This is a genomic window from Solirhodobacter olei (assembly GCF_004010155.1).
Lineage (GTDB): Bacteria > Pseudomonadota > Alphaproteobacteria > Rhodobacterales > Rhodobacteraceae > Solirhodobacter > Solirhodobacter olei.
Window position 1 is genome coordinate 57,452 of the sequence record NZ_RRYH01000011.1, and the last position, 20,189, is coordinate 77,640.

Annotated in this window: 16 protein-coding genes; 4 read left to right on the forward strand and 12 right to left on the reverse strand. The window is 69.7% G+C overall.

Annotated features, from left to right (window positions below; all coding sequences use genetic code 11):
- Window positions 1-86 precede the first annotated feature (86 nt).
- The 3 genes from EIP85_RS09450 to EIP85_RS09460 form a co-directional block, all read right to left on the reverse strand.
- Complete coding sequence (locus EIP85_RS09450) at window positions 87-1,313, reverse strand: glycosyltransferase (protein WP_127901936.1); 1,227 nt, start codon at window positions 1,311-1,313, stop codon at window positions 87-89.
- Window positions 1,297-3,492 (reverse strand): GumC family protein, encoded by a 2,196-nt coding sequence (locus EIP85_RS09455; RefSeq protein WP_127901937.1) that lies wholly within the window; start codon window positions 3,490-3,492, stop codon window positions 1,297-1,299. Before EIP85_RS09455 ends, EIP85_RS09450 begins: the two co-directional genes overlap by 17 nt.
- 171 nt (window positions 3,493-3,663) lie before the next feature.
- Window positions 3,664-5,109 (reverse strand): hypothetical protein, encoded by a 1,446-nt coding sequence (locus EIP85_RS09460; protein ID WP_127901938.1) that lies wholly within the window; start codon window positions 5,107-5,109, stop codon window positions 3,664-3,666.
- Between the two features lie 108 nt (window positions 5,110-5,217).
- On the opposite strand from EIP85_RS09460, the gene EIP85_RS09465 reads away from it, so the two are divergent.
- Entirely contained in the window at window positions 5,218-6,891 is a 1,674-nt protein-coding gene (locus EIP85_RS09465) for a glycoside hydrolase family protein (protein WP_127901939.1), read from the forward strand.
- Here the strand turns inward: EIP85_RS09465 and EIP85_RS09470 are convergent.
- Window positions 6,861-8,039 (reverse strand): polysaccharide pyruvyl transferase family protein, encoded by a 1,179-nt coding sequence (locus tag EIP85_RS09470; RefSeq protein ID WP_127901940.1) that lies wholly within the window; start codon window positions 8,037-8,039, stop codon window positions 6,861-6,863. The two genes, EIP85_RS09465 and EIP85_RS09470, sit on opposite strands and share 31 nt — an antisense overlap.
- A gap of 158 nt (window positions 8,040-8,197) precedes the next feature.
- On the opposite strand from EIP85_RS09470, the gene EIP85_RS09475 reads away from it, so the two are divergent.
- Window positions 8,198-9,436, forward strand: a complete 1,239-nt coding sequence (locus EIP85_RS09475) for a glycosyltransferase family 4 protein (RefSeq protein WP_127901941.1) — start codon at window positions 8,198-8,200, stop codon at window positions 9,434-9,436.
- 6 nt (window positions 9,437-9,442) lie between these two features.
- Here EIP85_RS09475 and EIP85_RS09480 read toward each other — a convergent pair whose 3' ends face one another.
- Together EIP85_RS09480 and EIP85_RS09485 are read right to left on the reverse strand one after the other, a co-directional pair.
- Complete coding sequence (locus EIP85_RS09480; RefSeq protein ID WP_127901942.1) at window positions 9,443-10,228, reverse strand: HTD2 family dehydratase; 786 nt, start codon at window positions 10,226-10,228, stop codon at window positions 9,443-9,445.
- An 11-nt stretch (window positions 10,229-10,239) separates the two neighbouring features.
- Window positions 10,240-10,794, reverse strand: a complete 555-nt coding sequence (locus tag EIP85_RS09485) for an NADPH-dependent FMN reductase (protein ID WP_127901943.1) — start codon at window positions 10,792-10,794, stop codon at window positions 10,240-10,242.
- A gap of 113 nt (window positions 10,795-10,907) precedes the next feature.
- Here EIP85_RS09485 and EIP85_RS09490 point away from each other — a divergent pair, with 113 nt between their 5' ends.
- Window positions 10,908-12,572: a thiamine pyrophosphate-binding protein gene (locus EIP85_RS09490; protein WP_127901944.1), complete on the forward strand. Its 1,665-nt coding sequence runs from the start codon at window positions 10,908-10,910 to the stop codon at window positions 12,570-12,572.
- Between the two features lie 98 nt (window positions 12,573-12,670).
- On the opposite strand, the gene EIP85_RS09495 is transcribed toward EIP85_RS09490, so the two are convergent.
- From EIP85_RS09495 to EIP85_RS09520, 6 genes are all read right to left on the reverse strand, one after another.
- Window positions 12,671-13,693, reverse strand: a complete 1,023-nt coding sequence (locus EIP85_RS09495; RefSeq protein WP_127901945.1) for an aspartate-semialdehyde dehydrogenase — start codon at window positions 13,691-13,693, stop codon at window positions 12,671-12,673.
- Window positions 13,694-13,821: 128 nt separating this feature from the next.
- Window positions 13,822-14,466 carry a glycosyltransferase family 29 protein gene (locus EIP85_RS09500; protein WP_127901946.1) on the reverse strand — a complete coding sequence of 215 codons (645 nt, stop codon included), beginning with the start codon at window positions 14,464-14,466 and terminating at the stop codon, window positions 13,822-13,824.
- Complete coding sequence (locus EIP85_RS09505; RefSeq protein WP_127901947.1) at window positions 14,463-15,152, reverse strand: phosphatase domain-containing putative toxin; 690 nt, start codon at window positions 15,150-15,152, stop codon at window positions 14,463-14,465. Before EIP85_RS09505 ends, EIP85_RS09500 begins: the two co-directional genes overlap by 4 nt.
- An 86-nt stretch (window positions 15,153-15,238) precedes the next feature.
- A complete protein-coding gene (locus EIP85_RS09510) occupies window positions 15,239-16,276 on the reverse strand; it encodes a glycosyltransferase family 4 protein (protein WP_127901948.1) in 1,038 nt (345 codons plus the stop codon).
- 59 nt (window positions 16,277-16,335) lie between these two features.
- Window positions 16,336-17,508 (reverse strand): MFS transporter, encoded by a 1,173-nt coding sequence (locus EIP85_RS09515; protein WP_127901949.1) that lies wholly within the window; start codon window positions 17,506-17,508, stop codon window positions 16,336-16,338.
- Window positions 17,509-17,589: 81 nt separating this feature from the next.
- Window positions 17,590-19,140, reverse strand: a complete 1,551-nt coding sequence (locus EIP85_RS09520) for a trimethylamine methyltransferase family protein (protein WP_127901950.1) — start codon at window positions 19,138-19,140, stop codon at window positions 17,590-17,592.
- 143 nt (window positions 19,141-19,283) lie between these two features.
- On the opposite strand from EIP85_RS09520, the gene EIP85_RS09525 reads away from it, so the two are divergent.
- Entirely contained in the window at window positions 19,284-20,165 is an 882-nt protein-coding gene (locus tag EIP85_RS09525; protein ID WP_127901951.1) for a LysR family transcriptional regulator, read from the forward strand.
- Window positions 20,166-20,189: the final 24 nt, after the last annotated feature.

Here is a 20,189-nt window from a genome sequence, read left to right on the forward strand (position 1 = left end):
GGCCCATTCGGCCCGGCGCCATCCTAGGCGGGAGAGGCGGGGGAGGTCGAGCGCAAGCGGACCCTCCGCCGGGCCTCTGACGGGCCTTAGCCGAGCCCCAGGGCGAGGCCGGGGCGCAGTGGCACTTCGCGCGGCGGCGCCGGGCGGAGCGCGCCGGCCTGGGCGCCGACGCCGAGGCCGGCAAGACTGGCCGCGATGCCGCTGCGAAAGGCAGCCTCGTCGAACCGTCGGGCATGGGCGGCGAGGTGCAGCGGGTCGATCGTCTCTATGCCTGAGGCCTCGAACCGCTCCACGGCGTCCACCAGTCCCTCGACGCTCTGATCGTCGAAGAAGAGGCCGGTTTCACCACCGATCACGGTATCCAGCGCACCGCCGCGGCCATAGGCGATGACCGGCCGGCCGGAGGCCATCGCCTCCACCGGGACGATGCCGAAGTCTTCCTCCCCCGGGAAGATCAGCGCCCGGCAGCGGGCGAGATGGTCCCGAAGAACCTCGAAGGAGGCCGGGCCGAGAAAGCGGATGTTCTCCGGCGCAGCGGCGGCGAGCTGGCGAGCCCGCTTCTCCGGCCCGCCGATGACGACGAGGGGCTTACCGAGGCGGCGGAAGGCCTCTACCGCGAGGTCGGGGCGCTTGTAGGGTGCGAGCTCGCCGGCCCAGAGATAGAAATCGCCGCGCTCGGCCCGGGGGACGGGGGCGAAGCGGTCCACGGCCACCGGCGGGTGGACGATCTCGGCCTCGCGCCGCCAGTACTTTCGGACGCGGGCGGCGACATGGCCGGAATTGGCGACGAAGCCGTCGACCCGGCCGGCGCTGGCCGCGTCCCAGGTGCGCAGATGGTGCGCCATGCGGGGCATCATCGCCCGGGCGAGCGGGCCGGCGCTGCCGCGGTAGGTGTGATACTGGTCCCAGATGTAGCGCATGGGCGAATGCACGTAGCAGAGATGCGGCGCGTCGGGTGGCGGGATCACGCCCTTGGCCGGGCCCGCCTCGCTGGAGATGACCAGGTCGTAGCCGGTCAGGTCGATCGCCTCGAGCGCGCGCGGCATGAAGGGCAGGTATTTCTGGTAGAGCCGCGGCGCGAAGGGCAGCCGCGAGACCGAGGTTGTGATGACGCGATGGGCGTTGATCGTCTCGCTGATCCGGCCGGGCACATGGACATGGGTGTAGATGTCCGCCTGCGGGAACATGCGGCAGAGCGCCTCCAGCACCTTCTCGCCGCCGCGCATCCCCACCAGCCAGTAGTGGATCAGCGCCACGCGGCGGCTGTCCGGCGCCAGCGGCTGGCCCGCGGTGATGTCAGGCCGAATAGTCATAATCGCCCGCGTAGACATCCGAGCCGGTCCGGGGATCGACCTGGGTGAGGACCATGCCGGAGACATTCGCCCCGGCCTCGGCGAATTGCGCCAGCCCCTTGGCCACCGCCTGACGCGGCGTCTCGCGCCAGCGCACGAGGTAAAGGCATTCGTCCACCGCCTGCGCCAGCACGAGCGCATCGGCCACGGCGAGCGAGGCGGGGGCGTCGACGATGATCAGGTCATAGTTGCCCTTGAGCGATTCCATCATCGGCTTCAGCCAGTCGGCGGAAAGCTCGTCGGCCGCGTCGGGACGCGGGCCGGCCGTGGCGAGCACGTCGAAGCCGAGCGACTTGTCGCGCCGGATCGCACGGCCCAGCGGGCAGCGGTTGGCGATGAAATCGGCGAAGTCATGCGCGAAGCTCCAGCCGAAGGTCTGGCTGAGCGAGGAGCGGCGCAGGTCGCCGTCGATCAGGATCACCTTGCGCCCGGCCAGCGCGGCCATGCGGGCCAGCGTGAGCGCCGTCGTCGTCTTGCCCTCGTCGGGCACAGAGGAGGCCAGCAGCAGCGACCGTGGCGCGCCGCCCTCGCGGGTGATCAGCGCCGTGCGCAGGTGGCGGATGCGTTCGGCAAAGAGGCCGTAGGGCTTCTGCGCCAGCTCCTCCCAGGCATCGAGCGTCGAGCTCCAGCCGCCATCGGGGATCGAGGTAAGGACCGGCAGGCCGGTCGCCTCCTCCAGGTCGGCGGCATGGGCGAAGCTGGGCGAGGTCAGTTCCTGGAAGAACACTGCGCCGAAGCCGATGACGAGACCGCCTAGCGCGCCGAGGACCGCCATCAGCTTGGTCTTGGGCGCGGAGGGGGCGGAGGGGATCGTCGCCTGTTCGATGAGCTGCGAATCGGGCTGCTGCATCGCCGCCTCGGTCTGCGAGTCGTTCACCCGGTTGAGGAGGTTGTTGTAGGCGGCCCGTGCGGAGCTTGCCACGCGTTCGCGCTGGCGCAGGCCGATTGTGCTTTGCGACAGTTTGACCACGCGCGATTCCATCGCCGCGATGCTCTGCTGCATGGTCTTCTCGCGCAGCTCGGCCTGGGCGACGGCGCTTTTCTTCTGCTCGACGAGCTTTTGAACCTCGGCGGCGATGTCACCCTTCACACCCTTGATCTCACCCGCCAGGCGGATGCGCTCGGGGTGCTGGGGCCCGTAGTTCTGCGCCCAGATCTGGTCCTGCCGCTGCAGCGTCATAAGCTGGGTGTTGAGCTGGTCGAGCACCGGAGAGCTGACGAGGTCGCCGACCCCCGCATAGCCCTTCTTGGCGATCACGTCCTTCAGCCGGCCATAGGCGGCCTCTGCCGCGATCCGGTCAGAGCGGGCGAGGACGAGCTGGTTGTTGAGCTGGCCGAGCTGCTGGGTCGCGGCGTCGAGCGTGCCGCCATCGGTGATCAGGTTGGCAGCGCGGTACTTGTCGACGGCGGCCTCGGCCTTCTCGACATCGGCTTTCATCTGCGCCAGCCGCGCTTCCAGCCCCTTGGTGGCGTCGCCGGCGGTGAGCTGGCGGCTTTTCACCTGGCTGACGATGAATTCATTGGCCAGCGCATTGGCGATCCGGGTCGCCACCACCCTGTCGGGCAGCGACACCACGATGTCGACGACATTGGCCTGGGTCTCGCGCGTGACCTTGAGGTGTTGCGTCACGACATAGATCAGCCGCTGCATCTGCGCTTCCTGCGGGCTGATCAGGCTCGGACCCTTCGGGGAGCTGGGCAGAAAGAAGGCCAGCCCATCGCCGATCCGCGCCAGGAGCGAGGGGGCGCGGTTCGCCGGGTCGATTGCGGAGAGCTTGTCGGCGCCGATCTCCTCGATCGCCTTGCGGATCAGCACGTTCGATTCGATCACCGTGACGACGCTGTTGACCACCTGGTCGTTCACCTGCGTCTCGGGCACGACCTGGCCGGGCGCGGCGGTCTGCGGTGCGCGGGCTTCCAGCATCACCTTGGAGGTGGCGGAATATTCCGGCGTCATGAAAAAGGCCACGAGCAGCGCCAGCACGAAGCCGGCGCCCATCGCGCCGAGCACGATCCTGCGGCGACGCCAGACCAGCGCCCAGAGGTCGCGGACATCGACCCGGTCGGGCGCCGAGATGGGGCGGACATGCCGGCGGACGGCGGCGGCGGCTGTGTCGAACGGGAGCAACCTGCTGTTCATTTACCTGCTTTCACCAAGGCCCGCCCTTTGCGCGGCCCGCCATCACGCGGATCCGCGGCGCACCGGACCTCGGCCACACCAAATTTGGCACCCCACCGTCAGGACTTTGGCAGAACTGTGTCTTGGGTCAAACTGAAGGTATTCAAGGCGTTAAACTGGCGCCTCTGCCGGTCACAGTCCCGGGCGAACGCGGCCATTACCGCGTATTCCGGAACCAATCCGCCACTTTGCGGCCCCAAGCGATTCGAGCACCGCGCCGCGGGATAGGCCGGTGGCGAGTCCGGCGAGCAGGAAGAAGAAGATCCCGAGGTCCGGCGTGGGCTGGGTCAGCATGGCGGATATGAACATGGCGAGGCAGCCGCCCTGCAGCCCCTCGATCGTGGCCGTGCGTTCGGTATCCCCATCGGGCCGGGGCAGCGCGAAAAGCGTGGCGAGAAAGCCGAGGAAAAGCCCGGTGCCGACGAGACCGATGGAGCCGAGGCAGGCCAGCAGCCAGTTGGAGGCCCGCATGGAGCCGAGGCCCGCGCCCATCATCCAGGTGTCGGTGAAGTTCTTCAGCGCCTGCATGTTCCAGGCCATCCGCTCCACCCCCGATGCGGTGGCAAGCTTGTCGAAGAGCGCGCGGTTGAGGAAGGCCTGCACCGGATCGAGCAGCACATAGGCCGCCCCCAGCGCCAGGGCCGCAAGCCAGAGCACGACCAGCCCCCAGACCAGCGTGCCGAGGAGCCGCCGCTCCACCGAGCGGCCAAGCTGGCGGGCCATCGCGACGCCGCCGGCGACCAGCACGAAGGCCAGCATCGAGACATAGGCGGAGGAGGAGGTGGAGCGCAGCAGAACCAGCGTGGTCATCGCGAAGGCCCAGCCGCTGCCGCGCGCGCGCCCGCCGCGCAGCCGGTATTGCAGCCAGAAGCCGAAGAGGCCGAGCGTGTAGTAGCCGAAGGAAGACGCCTCGGAGAACCCGCCGATCATCCGCTTCATGCCCGCCATGGCGACATCGTCGAGGATGGCGTAGTTCGCCGTCTGGATCAGCTTCATCACCGCGCCCAGGTGCAGATCGAAGGTCAGCACGTCGATCCAGCCGAGCGCGACATTGACCCAGGCCGCCACGGCCACCGCGCGCAGCACCGGCCGGGCGTCGGGCCATTCGCGGAAGAGCGTGGCGAAGGTGAAGAAGGCCATCCCGTCCAGAAAGATCCGGAAGAGCTGCGTCAGATTCCCGGTGGTGGCATGGAGCGGGATCGAGATGATGCCCAGCGTGTTGTTCGAGCGCGCGATGCCGAAGACCTGGGTGTCGCCGGCGAAGATCCGCGGGAAGACGACCGCCGTGAAGGCGGCGAACAGAATCATCATCGCAAGGTAAAAGCCCGGCTGGAACGGCCGCATCGAGCCCAGCACCCGCGCCGGGCTGTCGGGCTGAAGCAGCATCAGGCCGAAGGCCGCCGCCACGCCCATGTCCACCACCATGATCGAGGCGCCGCCCGCCGCCGGCAGGTTGAAGGCCGCAGCCACCCCGAGAGGCGTGGCCGCCATCAGCGCGGCCAGCCCCCGGTAGGGACCACGGATCATCAGCACGATCAGGAGGATCAGCGCGAGGGGGGTACTCGGAACGATCTGCATGACACCTCTCTGCCCGGGTCGGGCAAGCCTAACGGGGAATTAATCAATTTCGAGCGGCGAAGCTCGGAAAAACTGAATAGCATCGCGGGAAACATCGCCGGAGGACGTATGACTGCCCTGCCCGCCCGCCCTGCCCTCGCCGTGCTTATCGCGCTCGCCCTGCCCGCGGGCGCACTGCCCCTGAAGGGGCCGGAGCTGGGCGCGGCCTCCAACTTCGGTCAGCACTGGGCACCGCAGATGCTGCGCGCCGCGCTGGCCCTTCCGGTCAGGAATTTCCGTGACGCGGTCTATTGGGACGATGTGGAGAAGGGCGGCCTCTTCCGCTTCGACACGCCCTCGACGACCTATCCCGACCTGATCGCCCGGGCCGGCGCGACGATGAGCCTGACGGTGAACAATGGCAATCCGGCCTATGACGGCGGGCTGACGCCCTACACGCCCGATGCGATCGCCGCCTTCGCGCGGGACGCGGCGGTGACGGTACGGCGCTTCCCGGCGATCCGAGCGGTGGAGGTCGGCAACGAGATCAACAGCGCCAATTTCGTCACCGGGCCGCTGAAGGCGGAGAGCCTGGACAAGCGCGCGCTCGATTACCTGAAGATCCTGACGGCCGTGAAGGGCGCGGTGAAGGCGGTCAACCCGGACGTCCGCATCCTCGGCGGCGGGGTGCATTCGATCCCGGTCGGCTATCTGGCCCCGATGTTCGCGGCGGGCGCGGCAGGGCAGATGGATGCGCTGGCGCTGCACACCTACACGACGCCGCCGGAGCAGCTGGTCCGCCAGGTCGGGGTCTTCCGGCAACTGCCCGGGGCGGCGGAGCTGCCCTTGGACGTGACGGAGTTCGGCGATCCGGATCCGGCAAAGGCGCCCGGGCTGCTGCTGCGCGACTATTGCCAGATGGCGCTTTCGGGCGTCGAGCGGGCGGTCTGGTACCCGCTGAACCCGAGGGGCGACGGCATGGCCCCCTTGATCGACGCGCGGCTGCGGGTCACGCCGGTCGGCCGCGCCTATCGCCAGATCGGCGCGCTGATGGAGGGCAAGCCCGTCACCGATGCCGCGCCCGATCCCTTCACCTACGCCTGCGATTTCGGCGGCCGGGTGCTGGTGATCTGGGGGGCGCCGCGCGCGCTGCACCTCGCCCGGCCCGACCTTCACGCCACGGGCCCGACCGGCGCGCCGCTGGACCCCGCGCATCTTGTGCTGTCGGAAACGGATCCGATCGTCGTCTCGGGTGGTCCGGTCCGGCTTGGCCACGACGTGACGCTGGCGCCGCAGAAGGTGGTCGCCGACAGCTATGACCAGTTCGCCTATCCCGGCGTGCCGGACCAGCCGAAGGATGCCTTCGCGCGCTATGCCATGATGGGCGGGACCCGTCTGACGCTGCAGACGCGGCCCGGCCAGGGGCGGCAGGGCGCGCCGTGGACGCCCTATCTCGGAGTGCCGCACACGACGTTTGCGCGGCTCTCGGCGGATGTGATCCTGCCGGGCACCCATGCCGGGCGGACGATCACCCTTCACCACAGCTTCACCGCACCCCGGGCCATGGACGTGGTGGCAGAGGCCAGGCTCGCCCCCTCCCGGCGCAGCGCGGACGGGATTTCCTACACCCTGAGCCTGAACGGCAAGCCGCTGGTCTCCACCGTCCTGACGCAGCCGACGGACCGGAACACGGGGCCGATCCGGCTGAAGGCCGGGGATGTGCTGGATTTCGCGGTTGGCCCCAACAAGACGCCGACCGGGGACGCGACCGACTACCGCTTCACGCTGCGGCGCGCGGACTGAAGCGCCTCGGCGATGCCCGCGCGGGTCTCCGCAAGCACCTTCGCGTAGGTTTCCGGCGCGATACCGGCGTCGAGGGCCGCCTGCAGGCGGGCGGCGATCTCGGCCGGGGTGGCTTTGGCGCCGAGGAAGGCGTCCTCTGCGCTGACGGAGGCGAAGAAGCTTTCCACCTTCCGGTCCCAGCCGAGGCCTACGACGGGCACGCGGTAGGACCAGGCGACGATGCAGGCGTGCAGGCGGTGGGCGACGACGCCGCGGAATCCGCCGATCATCCGGGCGAGCTCCGCCGGCCGCTGCGGCATCGCGGCGATGGTGAGCGCGCCGGTCTGGATCAAGGCGGCCATCTCGGGATCGAGGCCGAGACGCTCGAGCGCGGCGCGGTCTTCCACCGCACCGTTGCAGAAGAGGGTGATCGCGTGCCCCGCGTCGGCGAGGGCCCGTGCCGTCTCGCGCCAGAAGGCGAGGCTGCCGCCGGCAACCCCGCCATCGGCATGGTAGCGCAGGATCGCCGGGTCGGTGATGCAAAGGCCGATGCGGCCCGTCTGTTCCCCCGGCCCGTAGCAGGGCGCAGCAAGGAGGCCGGGATCGCGGGCGAAGACGGGCGCGGGGCCGCGGCCCCCGGTCTCTCGCGTCCAAGCAGCGCGGGAAGGCTCGTCGCGGAGCGCCACGCGGTGAAGGTCGGCGGTGAAGAGCCGCTCGAAGAGGGCCCGGCCTTCGCGGGACCAGCCGGGCTGGACGCCGGCGGCATGGACGACGACGGGCACGCCCGCCTCCGCGGCCACCAGGGCAGCACGGGCGATCTTCAGCGGGAAGTTCAGGTCGGCATCAGCCAGGATCTGGCCGCCGCCGATCATCGCGAGATCGGCGCCCTGAAGGGCCGCTGCCCAGGCAGGCGCGACCCGGTCGAGGAGGCGGCCAAGGCGGCGGCGCACGATCCGGTGGCGGAGGCTCCGGGGCAGCACCCCCAGAACCTTCAGCGCCAGCGCCCGGTTGCGCACCGTGACCGCGCCGAAGCCGTCGCGGCCGGAGATGTCGATCAGAACGACCTCCGCCCCCGGCGCCTGCGCGCGGATCTCGTGCGCCAGGCATTCGGCTATGATGCCGTCGCCCAGGTTGGGGCTGTAGCGTAGGCCGAACTGCACCACTTTCATCGCCGGGGCTCCCTTCGCCCCTCGCCATAGCACGGCCGGGGCGCTGCGGAACCGGGGCTGCTCGCTTTTCCCGGCGCATGCGGTAACAATGCCGCCCCGGGCCACAATTCCACCCGAAACCGCCGCTACCCCACCGCCGAGACACAGCCGGACGCCCGATGCCCCCCGAGCCACCAGACCGCCTCGTCATCATCAACGACGCCTCCACCGCGCGCGGCGGGGCGACGGGGCTGGCGCTGCTGTCGGCCAAGCTGATGCGGGCACGGGGACTGCCGGTGACGCTGTTCTGCGGCGATACGGGGGACAATGCTACGCTGGCGGACGACGGGATCGAGGTCGTCAGCATCGACGGAGCGCCCCTGCTCAACCAGTCGGTCGCGAAGTCCATGGCCTCGGGCCTGTGGAACGCCAGGGCGAAGGCGGCGCTGGCGGACTTTATCGCCCGGACGGATACGCCTGAGACTGTCTATCACGTGCACGGCTGGGCGCAGATCCTGTCGCCGTCAATCTTCACAGCGCTGCAGCCGGTGGCGGCGCGCACGCTGGCCCATGCCCATGATTTCTTCCTGGCCTGCCCGAACGGCGTCTTCACCGACTACCGCCGCGGCGAAAGCTGCCGGCGGCGCCCGCTCGGGCTCGACTGCCTGGTCACCAACTGCGACAAGCGCAGCTATAGCCATAAGCTCTGGCGCGCGGCGCGGACGGCGGCGTTGCGGCGGAGCTTCGCACAGAGCCTGCCCTGGGGCGGCATCGTGCTGCTGCATCCCGGCATGGCGCCGATCATGGCACTTGCCGGGTTCGACCGAGCCCGCATGTTTGTGGCCCGCAATCCGGTGACGCCCTACAGCGCCACCCGGATACCAGCGGAGGCAAACGAACGATTCTTCTTCATCGGTCGGATCGAGGAGGACAAAGGAATCCGCAGCCTCATTGCAGCGACGCAGGCAGCCGGGGTTGGCCTTACGGTCGTGGGCGACGGCCCGCTCAGAGAAGAGCTCGCGCGGGCGCATCCGGACGTCGAATTCACTGGCTGGAAGACACGGGAAGAGATCGAACCTCTGGTACAGACAGCGCGCTGCGTCGCCGTGCCCGCCCGCCATGGTGAACCGTTCGGATTGGTGATCACCGAGGCGCTGCAGAGCGGCATCCCAGTGATCATGGGCGAGACCTCCCTCCTCGCCAGCGACGTCGTGGACAAGGGCCTGGGCTTTGCCTGTGACATGCGCCGGCCGGAGACCCTGACCGCCGCCATCGCCCGGCTGCGCGATCTGGCTCCGGAGGAGGTCGAGGCGATGAGCCTGCACGCCATGCGGCCGGAAAACGCGCTCGCCTCCTCGCCCGAGGCCTGGGCGGACCGGCTGCTGGAGCTTTACGGCGGGCTTCTGGCGCGGGGCTGAGGGCGGTCAGCCCGCCTCGGCCTCCATGCAGAGCCGCCCGTCCGGCCCCGCGACCCAGAGGCGTTTGCCCGCCCGGCAGAACCGCGCCTCCTCGAAATGAAAGAGCGGCGCGGTGGCGCGGAAGCGGAATGAGCGCAGAGGGCCGGGCGCCATCAGCATCAGAATCTGGGCAAGGAGCGGCCCGTGGACGACGAGCCCGGGGTAGCCCTCTACCTCGCGGCAATAGTCGAGGTCGTAATGGATGCGGTGGCCGTTGAAGGTCAGCGCCGAGTAGCGGAAGAGCGTGGTGGTGGAGAAGCGCGCCCGGCTTTCGGCCTGGGCCCCATCGGGCGCGCGGGGCGGCTCTGGCGTGGGGGCGGCGGGGTCGGGATCGGCGCGGAAGACGAGGTCCTGCCATTCGCTGACGCAGACCATGCCGCGCTGGGTGATGTCATGGCGCAGGGTGACGAAGGCAAGCGGGCCGGAGCGGCCGGTCTTGCGCGTCGCGCCCTCGACCCGGGTCGCCCGCCGCGCGGGAAGGCCTGGGCGAAGGGGTGCGTGGAAGAGGAGCCGCCCGCCCGCCCACATCCGCCGCGGAAGTCCGAGGTCGGGGATCAGCCCGCCGCGCGCGGAATGACCGTCGCGGCCAAGCTCCGCCTCCGGGCGGGGCTGCCAGAAATACGCCTGGTGGAAGAAGGGCGGCAGCGGGTCGTCCGGCTGCCAGTCGAACCCCAGGGCCGCGGCGAGGGCCGCGGCGCGGGCCGGGTCCATCCGGTCCTCGATCTCCGTTCCGTTCTGTTCGGGCTCCCCCATGGCCGCCGGGATCACTCGGCCGGCGGGAAGCCCGCCGCCTTGCGCAGATCCGCCATCAACAGCCGCAGCATCTTCAGTTGCGGCTCCAGCATCAGCCGGCCCTCGGCGTCGAAGGCGTTTCCCGAGTCGGGCACCAGCACCTCCGGCCCGGGCAGGACCAGCGGGCGGAAGGACATGAGCATCAGCCGGAGCGCGAATTGCGATCGGTCGCCGCCGCCGCGCCCGTCGGCGGCGGAGATGATCGCCACCGGCTTGTCGCGGAACGGCCGGCCCGAGGTGCGGCTGACCCAGTCGAGCGCGTTCTTCAGCACGCCCGGCGGAGCCTTGTTATATTCCGGCGTCGAGATCACTACCGCGTCGGCATCGGCGATGCCGTCGGCGAGGCGCTGGACCTCGGGCGGGATGCCCTCTGCATCCTCGAGATCGCGATCGTAGAGCGGCAGGCGCAGGTCGCCCTCGGCATAGCTCGCCGGGCCGAAGCTGCGGCGGGCCTCGGCCAGCAGGAGCCGGTTGGTGGAGGCTTTGCGCAACGCGCCTGGAATGCCGAATAGCTTGGGTTCTGTCATCGCTCTCCCCTCTCTCGCGGCGGACCATAGGGCGCGAGGCGCGAGGCGCAAGGGCGCTTGCCCCCGGCGCCGGCCCGAGGCAGGGTGGCGCCGAACGGGCGACGGAGGGCGGAATGGCGCGGCACGGCGGAAAAATCCTTGCGGATCAGTTGGTCGCACAGGGTGTGCGGCGGGTATTCTCGGTGCCGGGGGAAAGCTTCCTCGCCGCGCTTGACGGGCTCTACCAGAGCGGGATCGAGAATATCGTCTGCCGCCAGGAAGGCGGCGCCGCGATGATGGCGGAGGCCTATGGCAAGCTGACGGGCCAGCCGGGCGTTCTGTTCGTGACGCGCGGGCCGGGTGTGACGAATGCCTCTGCCGGGATCCATGTCGCAAAGCAGGATTCTACGCCCATGGTGGTTTTCGTCGGCCAGATCGACAGCCACCACCGCGACCGCGAGGCTTTCCAGGAGGTCGATTACCGGGGCGTCTTCGGGACGCTGGCGAAGTGGGTGGCGGAGGTCGACGATACCGAGCGGCTGCCGGAATACATCTCGCGCGCCTTCCATGTGGCCTGTTCCGGCCGGCCCGGGCCGGTGGTGCTGGCGCTGCCGGAGGACATGCTGAGCGGGCTGGCCGACGTGCCCGACATCGCCGCCCCGGCCCCCGCGCCCTCCGCGGTGAGCGCGGAGCAGGTGCAGGCCGTGGCGCGGATGCTGGCAGTGGCGGAGCGGCCGCTGGTCGTCGTCGGCGGCTCGCAATGGTCGGAGGAAGCGGCGGCCGATCTTGCCCAACTCGCCGAGGCCGCGGATCTGCCGGTGGCGGTGACCTTCCGGCGGCAGGACCGGATGGCGAATTCGCATTCGCATTATGCGGGCGATCTTGGGGTTGGCGGAAATCCTAAGCTTTTCCAGCGGCTTGGAGAGGCGGATTGCCTGCTCGTCCTGGGCGCGCGGCTGGGCGATATCGCGACCGGCGGTTACGAGGCACTGCGCCCGGCCGGGCCGTTGCCGAAGCTGATTCATGTCCATCCGGACCCCGACGAGCTGGGCCGCGTGTTCCGGCCGGACCTCGCCATCGCGGTGCCGGCCCCGCAGATGGTTGCGACCCTGGCGCGGATGGCGCCGGGCGGGCATCCGGAGCGCTCCGCCTGGCGGAAGGCCGCGCGGGCGGAGGCCGAAGCCTGGCGGGTGCCGCATGAGACCCCCGGCAAGGTGAAGATGGAGGAGGTCGTCGGCTGGCTCTCCGACAACCTGCCGGAGGATGCGGTCCTGACCAATGGCGCGGGAAATTTCGCTGCGTTCCTGCACCGTTACTATGAATATCACCGCTACGGGACGCAGCTGGCGCCGACCTCGGGGAGCATGGGGTACGGGTTCCCGGCGGCAATCTCGGCGAAGCTGGAGCATCCGGGGCGCGTGGTCGTTTGCCTTGCCGGGGACGGCGATTTCCAGATGACGCTGAACGAGTTTTCGACCGCCGTGCAGCATGGCGCGGCGGTGATCGTGATCGTGGCGAACAACGGGCGCTATGGCACGATCCGGATGCACCAGGAGCGGCACTACCCCGGCCGGGTCTCGGGCACCGACCTCGCCAACCCGGATTTCGCCGCGCTCGCGCGGGCCTATGGCGGGCATGGCGAGCTGGTGACCGAGGGCGCGGAGTTCGCCGGGGCGTTCCAGCGGGCGGAGGCCTCGGGCAAGCCAGCGGTGATCGAGCTCAGGCTGGACCCGGAGATGCTGTCGACCACGAAGACGGTCAGCGAGATGCGGGAGATCGGGTTGAAGGCGCGGGGCTGAGCGCAGGCACCTTGCCTAAAAGGCCCGAAACAGCGGGCGCAGCCCGCCGGGCCAGCGCCCACCTGCGGACGGTCGCTGGCCCTCTTCCGGGGTTCGTTCTAGCCTTTCTTGAGGCAGCGGTTCCCGAGCGTCTCGGCGATCTGGACGGCGTTCAGCGCGGCACCCTTGCGCAGGTTGTCGGAGACGCACCAGAGGTTGATGCCGTTGTCGATCGTCGGGTCCTGCCGGATACGCGAGATGAAGGTGGCGTAGTCGCCGACGCATTCGACCGGGGTGACGTAGCCGCCAGCCTCGCGCTTGTCGACGACGAGGACGCCGGGCGCCTCGCGCAGGATGTCGCGGGCCTCGGCCTCGTCGAGGTGATCCTCGAACTCGATGTTGATCGCCTCGGAATGTCCGACGAAGACCGGCACGCGGACGCAGGTCGCCGTCACCTTGATCGACTTGTCGACGATCTTCTTGGTCTCGGCGACCATCTTCCATTCTTCCTTGGTCTGGCCGTCCTCGAGGAAGACGTCGATATGGGGAATGACGTTGAAGGCGATCTGCTTGGTGAACTTGGAGGGCTCGACCTCGGCGCCGGGCACATACATGCCCTTGGTCTGGTTCCACAGCTCGTCCATCGCGTCCTTGCCGGCGCCGGAGACGGATTGGTAGGTCGAGACCACCACCCGCTTGATCCGGGCGCGGTCGTGCAGCGGCTTCAGCGCCACGACCATCTGCGCGGTCGAGCAGTTCGGATTGGCGATGATGTTGCGCTTGGTGTAGCCCTCGACGGCCTCGGGGTTCACCTCCGGCACGACGAGGGGCACGTCCGGGTCGTAGCGGTAGAGGGAGGAGTTGTCGATCACCACGCAGCCCGCCGCGGCCGCCTTGGGCGCGTAGATCTTGGTCGGCGCGGAGCCGACGGCGAAGAGCGCGATGTCCCAGCCGGTGAAATCGAACGTGTCGAGATCCTTGGTGCGCAGCGTCTTGTCACCGAAGCTGACCTCGGTTCCGAGCGATTTGCGGGAGGCGAGCGCGGCGATCTCATCGATCGGGAATTCGCGCTCGGCGAGGATGTTCAGCATTTCGCGGCCCACATTGCCCGTGGCGCCCGCGACGACGACCCGATAGCCCATGGCTTTCTCCCTTCGCTCCGGAGGACGGCGCCGTTTAGCGCAAGGGGCGCGGAGGGGAAAGCGGATTTCGCTGCGGCGGATTGGCGAGCGCGGGCTGCGGCGCGGGCGGTGCGCAATGAATGCGCAGCCTACGCCGAGGCGGGCGGGCGGTTCAGCGTGAACCTTGCATCCTCGGCCAGCAGCCGCTCGACGAAGGCGCGCTCGGCGGCGAAGTCATGCGGCACGCGCTCGGCCGTGCGGCTGCCGGTGAGCGAGAGCGAGGCGAAGAAGTCGAAACCGTATAGGTCGACCCGCGCCGCCTTGGACCGCGCGAGCAGGTCGATCAGCATCAGCCCCGTCGTCGGCTGCGCGCCGAGGCGCTGCCAGAGGCTGTCGATGTCGTCTTTCCAGTGAAGGTAGAACCGGCGCGTCACGGCGGCCCAGGGCAGGCGCTTGCGCTTGTGGCTCATCCAGAGCGTCAGCGACGGGTCAAGGCGCGCGAGGTCCGCCGCGCCCATGCGGACGGCGAGCGCCAGCCAATCCGTCCGCCTGCCGTGAGAGCGCGAAGCCGGCATCGGCGCGCGGTTGATGCGGATGACGAGGTCATGGGCGTCGATCTCTGCCCCCGCCGCGCCCTCGGCCAGCGCGCGGGCATTGCCGACGAGGGCGACGCTGCGGCCGGCGAGGTCGGCAAGCGCCTCTGCCGGCGGGATCGACCAGCGGGCGAGCCCCGCCTCCGAGCGCAGCGCCCGGGCGAGGCGGAAGCCAAGCCAGCCGGGCGCCGCCCGGGTCATGGCCGTTTTCCGCGGCGGGCGGCGAAGCCTCGGGTGGCCTCTTCCGGATCGTATTCGGTCTTCACCCAGTCGATGAAGGCGATCGGACCCTGCTTCAGCCGGTCGGCGTACATGTCGAGGACATGGTCGAGGATTCCGGTCTTCGACTGGCGGAAATGCAGGAAGCGGGGGCTGAGCTGGCGGCGGGCGACCTCCAGCGGCACGCCCTCGAAATGCATCAGGTAGATCGCCGAGGCGAGGCCGGTGCGGTCGGCCCCGGACTTGCAATGCATCAGAAGCGGCTTCTCGGCAGTCTCGAAGGCCTCGATCAGCTCCAGCAGGCGCTCGCGCAGCGGTGCGGCGCGGGCGGCCATGTGGACGGTCAGAAGCTCCATCCCCAGCGCGTGGCAGCTTTCAACCTCGAAGCGGTGATGCGCGACCTCGGGGCCGCCGCGCAGGTTGAGGATGGTCTTGATCCCCTCCTCCGCGAGGTCGGAGAGCCGGTCGTGCCCCGGGTGGTTGGAGCGGTAGACGCCCGGCGCCACCTCGGCATGGTTGGTCCAGAACCGGCGGAGGAAGCCGTGGTCCAGCCAGGTGACGTAGAAATGCGAGCGGCGGCGTTCTTCCGGGTCGGTGATGTCGTGGGTGAAGCGGTGGTGGAGCGAGCGCTCCCACGCATCGAGCTTCTTCCACAGTCTCACCAGCATCTTCCGGGGGCCCCTGCCGTTACGGTCCGGCTGACATGACCCATCGGGCCGGTTTTTTCAATGCTCCGTGACCCGGTGCCGCGGCGTCATGCGAGCAGGCGGCGGTAGACGGCGATCAGCGCGGCAGCCTCGCGGGCGATCGGGAAGCGGGCCTCGACATGGGCGCGGGCGGCCGGGCGAGCGGCGGCGAGGCGGGGGGGGTCGCTGACCCAGGCGCGGATCGCCCCGGTCAGCGCGGCCTGATCGCCGGGCGGCGTGATCGTGCCGGTGGCGGGGGTCAGGAGCTCGGCATAGGCGCCGACATCGGCGGCGACGACGGGGGTGCCGCAGGCCATGGCCTCCAGCGGGGTGAGGCCGAAACCCTCCCAGCGGGCCGGCGCGGCGCAGAGGTCGAGCGCCTGCTGGAGCTGGACGAGCCGGGACCAGGGGACCTCTCCGAGGAAGCGGATGCGGTCGGTGAGGCCGGCGGCGGCGATCCTGGCTTCCAGTTCGGCGCGGAAGGCCTCGTGCTTGCGGGTGGTGCGGCCGGAGAAGAGGAAGAGAAGGTCGGGGTTTTCGGGGAGCAGGTCGAGCGCGGTCCCGACCAGGAGGTCCACGCCCTTTTGCGCGCGGATGCGGCCGAAGCAGCCGATGATCGTGGCCTCTGCCGGAAGGTCCAGTTCGGCGCGGAGCGCGGCGCGGTCGGGGGCGGGGTGGAAGACCTGCGTGTCGATGCCGTGCATCACCACCTCGGCCGGGCGGTCGAGGTAGCGCGCGGCCTTGGCCGAGGTGGCGATCACTCGGTCCTGCCGGCCGATGAGCCATTTCGTCAGCCCGGTGTGGTGGCGCTGCGCGGCGGAGGTGAAGAGGAGCTTCAGCCGCCGCCGGAACACATGGCGCAGGATCAGGCCGAGGATCATCTCATTGTTGCGGCGCGCGTGCCAGACGCGCCAGCGGTCGCGCGGCAGGAAGAAGAGGCGCGAGAGCGGGATCTGCGGCACGTCCTCCGGCAGGCCCGGGCCGGTCGCCACGATGCCGATCTGGCGCGCCTGGATCGGGATCAGCCGCAGCACCGTCGAGGTGACGCCGGAAAGGCGCCGTTTCAGGTTCGGCGCGATCACCTCTATCCGGGAGATGTCCTGCATGAGCCCTCCGCCATGGCTCCGCCCGCATAGCACCCCGGGCCCGGCGCGGCCAAGCCCTGCTACCGGCGGTCGGCCGAGAAGAGGTAGGCGGCGAGCGCGAGGGCCAGCAGCACGGCGAAGAAGAGGAAGATCGCGGAATAGGGCGCCGCCGCGGGCGGACCGGCGAAACCTGTGTGAAGCCAGCCCGTCACCACCTGCAGAAACCCGGTGCCGCCGATGCTTACTAGCGTCAGCAGGGTCACGCCGCGGCCGACGAGATGGCTGGGAAAGAAGGCGCGCCCATGGGTCATCACCGCCGGGTAGGAGGACCCGACGAAACCCAGCGCAGCAAGCCAGCCCGCCACCCACCAGAGCCCGCCGCCGGGGCTGAACCCGAGGACGAGGAGACAGACGAGCGCCAGGACGTTGCCGCCGAAGACCCCCCATTTGCGCGAGCCGAGCAGCCGGTCGAGCGGGCCATAGGCGAAGTTGCCCGCGACCATGGCGAGGCCCATGATGAAGCTGATCAACCCGATCCCGGCGGCGTCGAGGTGGTAGACATCGGCCATCAGCGGGCCGACCCAGAGGCCGCGGATGTCGCCCACCGGCGCGTAGCCCGCCACCATCATCGGCGCGATCAGCCAGAGCGATGGCTCTCGGAAGAGACCCCAGATAGTGCCCTTGGTCTCGCCATGCGGCACGGGGGCAGGGTTCCTGACATAGCGGAGAAGCGCCGCCGCGACGAGGAGGGTGACGAGGCCGACGGCGCCGACGGTGGGACGCCAGCCGAAGGCGGCGACGGCCCAGGCGAGCGGCAGGGTGCCGGCGATGTTGCCCAGGTTCCCGATTCCGATCGAAAGACCCGCGAGCGTGCCGAACATCACCGGCGGAAACTCCCGCGCGTAGATGAAATAGGCGGCGACAAGAACCGGCGCGCAGCCGAGCCCGATCAGCACCATGGAAAGCGTGATCGCCCCCGGACCCTGCGCCAGCGCGAAAAGAAACGTTCCGCCCCCGGCGCAGAGTCCGAGCGGCACCGCCGCCGTCAGCCTTGGCCCGATCCGGTCGAGTGCCCAGCCGACCGGAAGCTGCGCCAGCGCGAAGGCCACGAACCACAGGCCCGAGGCGCGGGCGAGCGACTCCGGCGAGGCGCCGATGTCGTGGGCGAGATAGGGCGTCATCACCGCGAGGAAGGCGCGGTAGAACTGGCTGAGCACATAGCCCAGGATCAGGAACACCACGCCTGCCGTCATCCGCCCCTCCGCGATTTCGCCGCACTCTGGCCGAGCGCCGGGAAAGGGGCAAGGCGGCTTCCGGCCGGGCGCATGGGGGCCTTACTCCGGCCGGGCGGCGACTTCGGCCCGGCGGCGCTCCACGAAGGCCGCGATCCGCTCCTCCGCCTCGGCGCCGTGGTCGGGCTGGTGGTAGTCGGCCAGCACGCGCTGCCAGATGCCGGTCGCGCGCTCGGTGGAGGTCTGGGCGCCGGCATCGGACCAGCTGCCGAAGTTCGAAAGATCGGCGACGAGGGGTTCGTAGAAGGCGCGGTCGTAGCGTTCCATCGTAAGGGCGGCGCCGAAGAAATGGCCGCCCGGCGCAACCTCCGCCAGGGCGTCGGCGGCGAGGGCGGCTGGGTCGTCCTCGACCGGGGTACAGAGCTCGGCGAGGCGCTGGAGGGCCTCCACGTCGTTGATGAACTTCTCGTAGCCGAAGCTGAGCCCGCCCTCCTGCCAGCCGGCGGCGTGGATGGTGATGGTGGCATTGGCCATGAGCGCGCCCCAGAGGCTCATCATCGTCTCCATCGCGCCCTGCATGTCGGCCACGTTGGAGGAGGCGCCGGAGGCGGAGCGCCAGGGCAGGCCGATGTGGCGGGCAAGCTGGCCGGAGCCGATCTGCATCTTCACATGTTCCGGCGTGCCGAAGGCGGGGGCGCCCGATCGCATATCGACGTTCGAGGAAAACCCGCCGTAGCTGACCGGCGCGCCGGGGGCGGCGAGCTGGGACAGCGTGATGCCGGCCAGCGCCTCGGCATGTTGCAGCACGAGCGCGCCGGCGAGCGTCACCGGGGCCATAGCGCCGGCGAGGCAGAAGGGCGTGATGATCGACATCTGCCCGGCGCGGGCGAAGTCGATGATCCCCTCTGCCATGTTGGTATCGACCTGGCGGGGAGAGTTGGTGTTGATCACCGTGACCGTCCAGGAGGCGGCGCGGAACGCGGCTTCGTCGAGGTTCAGGCCGAGGCGGATCATGTCGAAGCAGTCCTGCACCGCCCGCCTGCCGCGCGAGCCGGTGGACATGATCTTGCGGCCGAGGCGGAGCTGGGCGCTCTGCACTGCGAGATGGCGCTGCGGGACCGGGATGTCCTGCGCCTCGACCCCGGCGCCCATCTTGTGGATCACGTCGAAGCTCGACTGCAGCTTTATCAGCTCCTGATAGTCGTCGAGCGTGCCCGGGCGGCGGCCGCGGGCGAGGTCGGTCACGTTCGGGCAGCCCGCGCCGCCCATGAACAGAAGCGTTCCATCCTCGTAGGTCTGCGAGAAGGCCGGGTCCGGGGCGGCGAGCGGGATGGAGCGGGGGGCGGTGGCGAGGGCGGCGGTGACGATCTCGCGCCCGATGCGGACCATCTGGCTGTCCTCGTCGACCGTGGCACCGGCGGCGCGGAAGAGCGCGCGGGCCTCGGGCAGAAGGAACTTGATGCCGAGGTCTTCGAGGAGCCCCAGCGCCGCCTCGTGCAGGGCTGCCACCGCGTCGTCGGAAAACACGCGCTGCGGCGCGAAGGGGTGGCGGAGGTGGCGGTAGTCCACCACGCGGGCCGAGGGGCGCGGCCCCGATGCGTGGCGGCGGCGGCCGCCCTGTCTTGCGTGTTCGCCTCGTCTTGCCTGGTCCATTTCATTCCTCCCGGAGGGCAATATGCCCCGGGCGGGGCGCGGGGCAATGTGCCGTCTCCGTCAGGACCGGTCGCATTCGGGCGGCGGAGGGCGCTTTCGCCCTGCCCTGCCCCGGTCTAGTCTCGCGCCCCAGAGAGGTGGCGATGATCGACAAGCTGGAAATGTTCCTGGCGCTGGCGCGCGAACGCCATTTCGGCCGCGCGGCGGAGGCTTGCGGGGTGACGCAGCCGACGCTTTCGGTGGCAATCCGGCAGCTGGAGGAGCAGCTTGGCGTGATGCTGGTCTGGCGCGGCTCGCGCTATGGCGGGCTGACGCCGGAGGGGCAGCGGGTTCTGGAATGGGCGCGCAAGATCGTCTCGGACAGCCGCACGATGCGCGAGGAGATGCGGGCGGCGCGGCAGGGGCTTTCGGGCCGGATCCGGCTGGGCGTGATCCCGACGGCGCTGACGGTCGCCTCGCAGCTGACGATGGCCTTTGCCAAGCGGCATCCGAACGTGCGCTTCACGATCCTGTCGCGAAGCTCCATCGAGATCCTCGACATGGTCGAGAACCTCGAGATCGACGCGGGCGTGACCTATCTGGACAACGAACCCCTGGGCCATGTGACCACCCAGCCGCTTTACCGCGAACGCTACACGCTGGTCTGCGCGCCGGGGCATATCCTGTTCGAGCGGCACGAGGTGAACTGGGCGGAGGTCGGCGTCTCGGCCCTTTGCCTGCTGACGCCGGACATGCAGAACCGGCGGATCATCGACCAGCAGCTTGCCGCTGCCGGGGTGACGGCGGGGCCGGTGGTCGAATCGAACTCCACGGTGGCGATTATCGCACATGTGATGAGCGGCAACTGGGCGACGATCCTGCCCACCAAGCTGGCCGAATTCCACGCGCGTGGGAAGAAACTGCGGATGATCCCGATCCGGGAACCGGACGTGGAGCATATCGTAGGCCTGATCGCGCCGCATCGAGAGCCCCACACGCCGGTTTTGGCCGCGCTGATGCAGGAAGCCGGTGGGATATCGGAGTGAGCGCCGTTTGATAGACAATGTCTA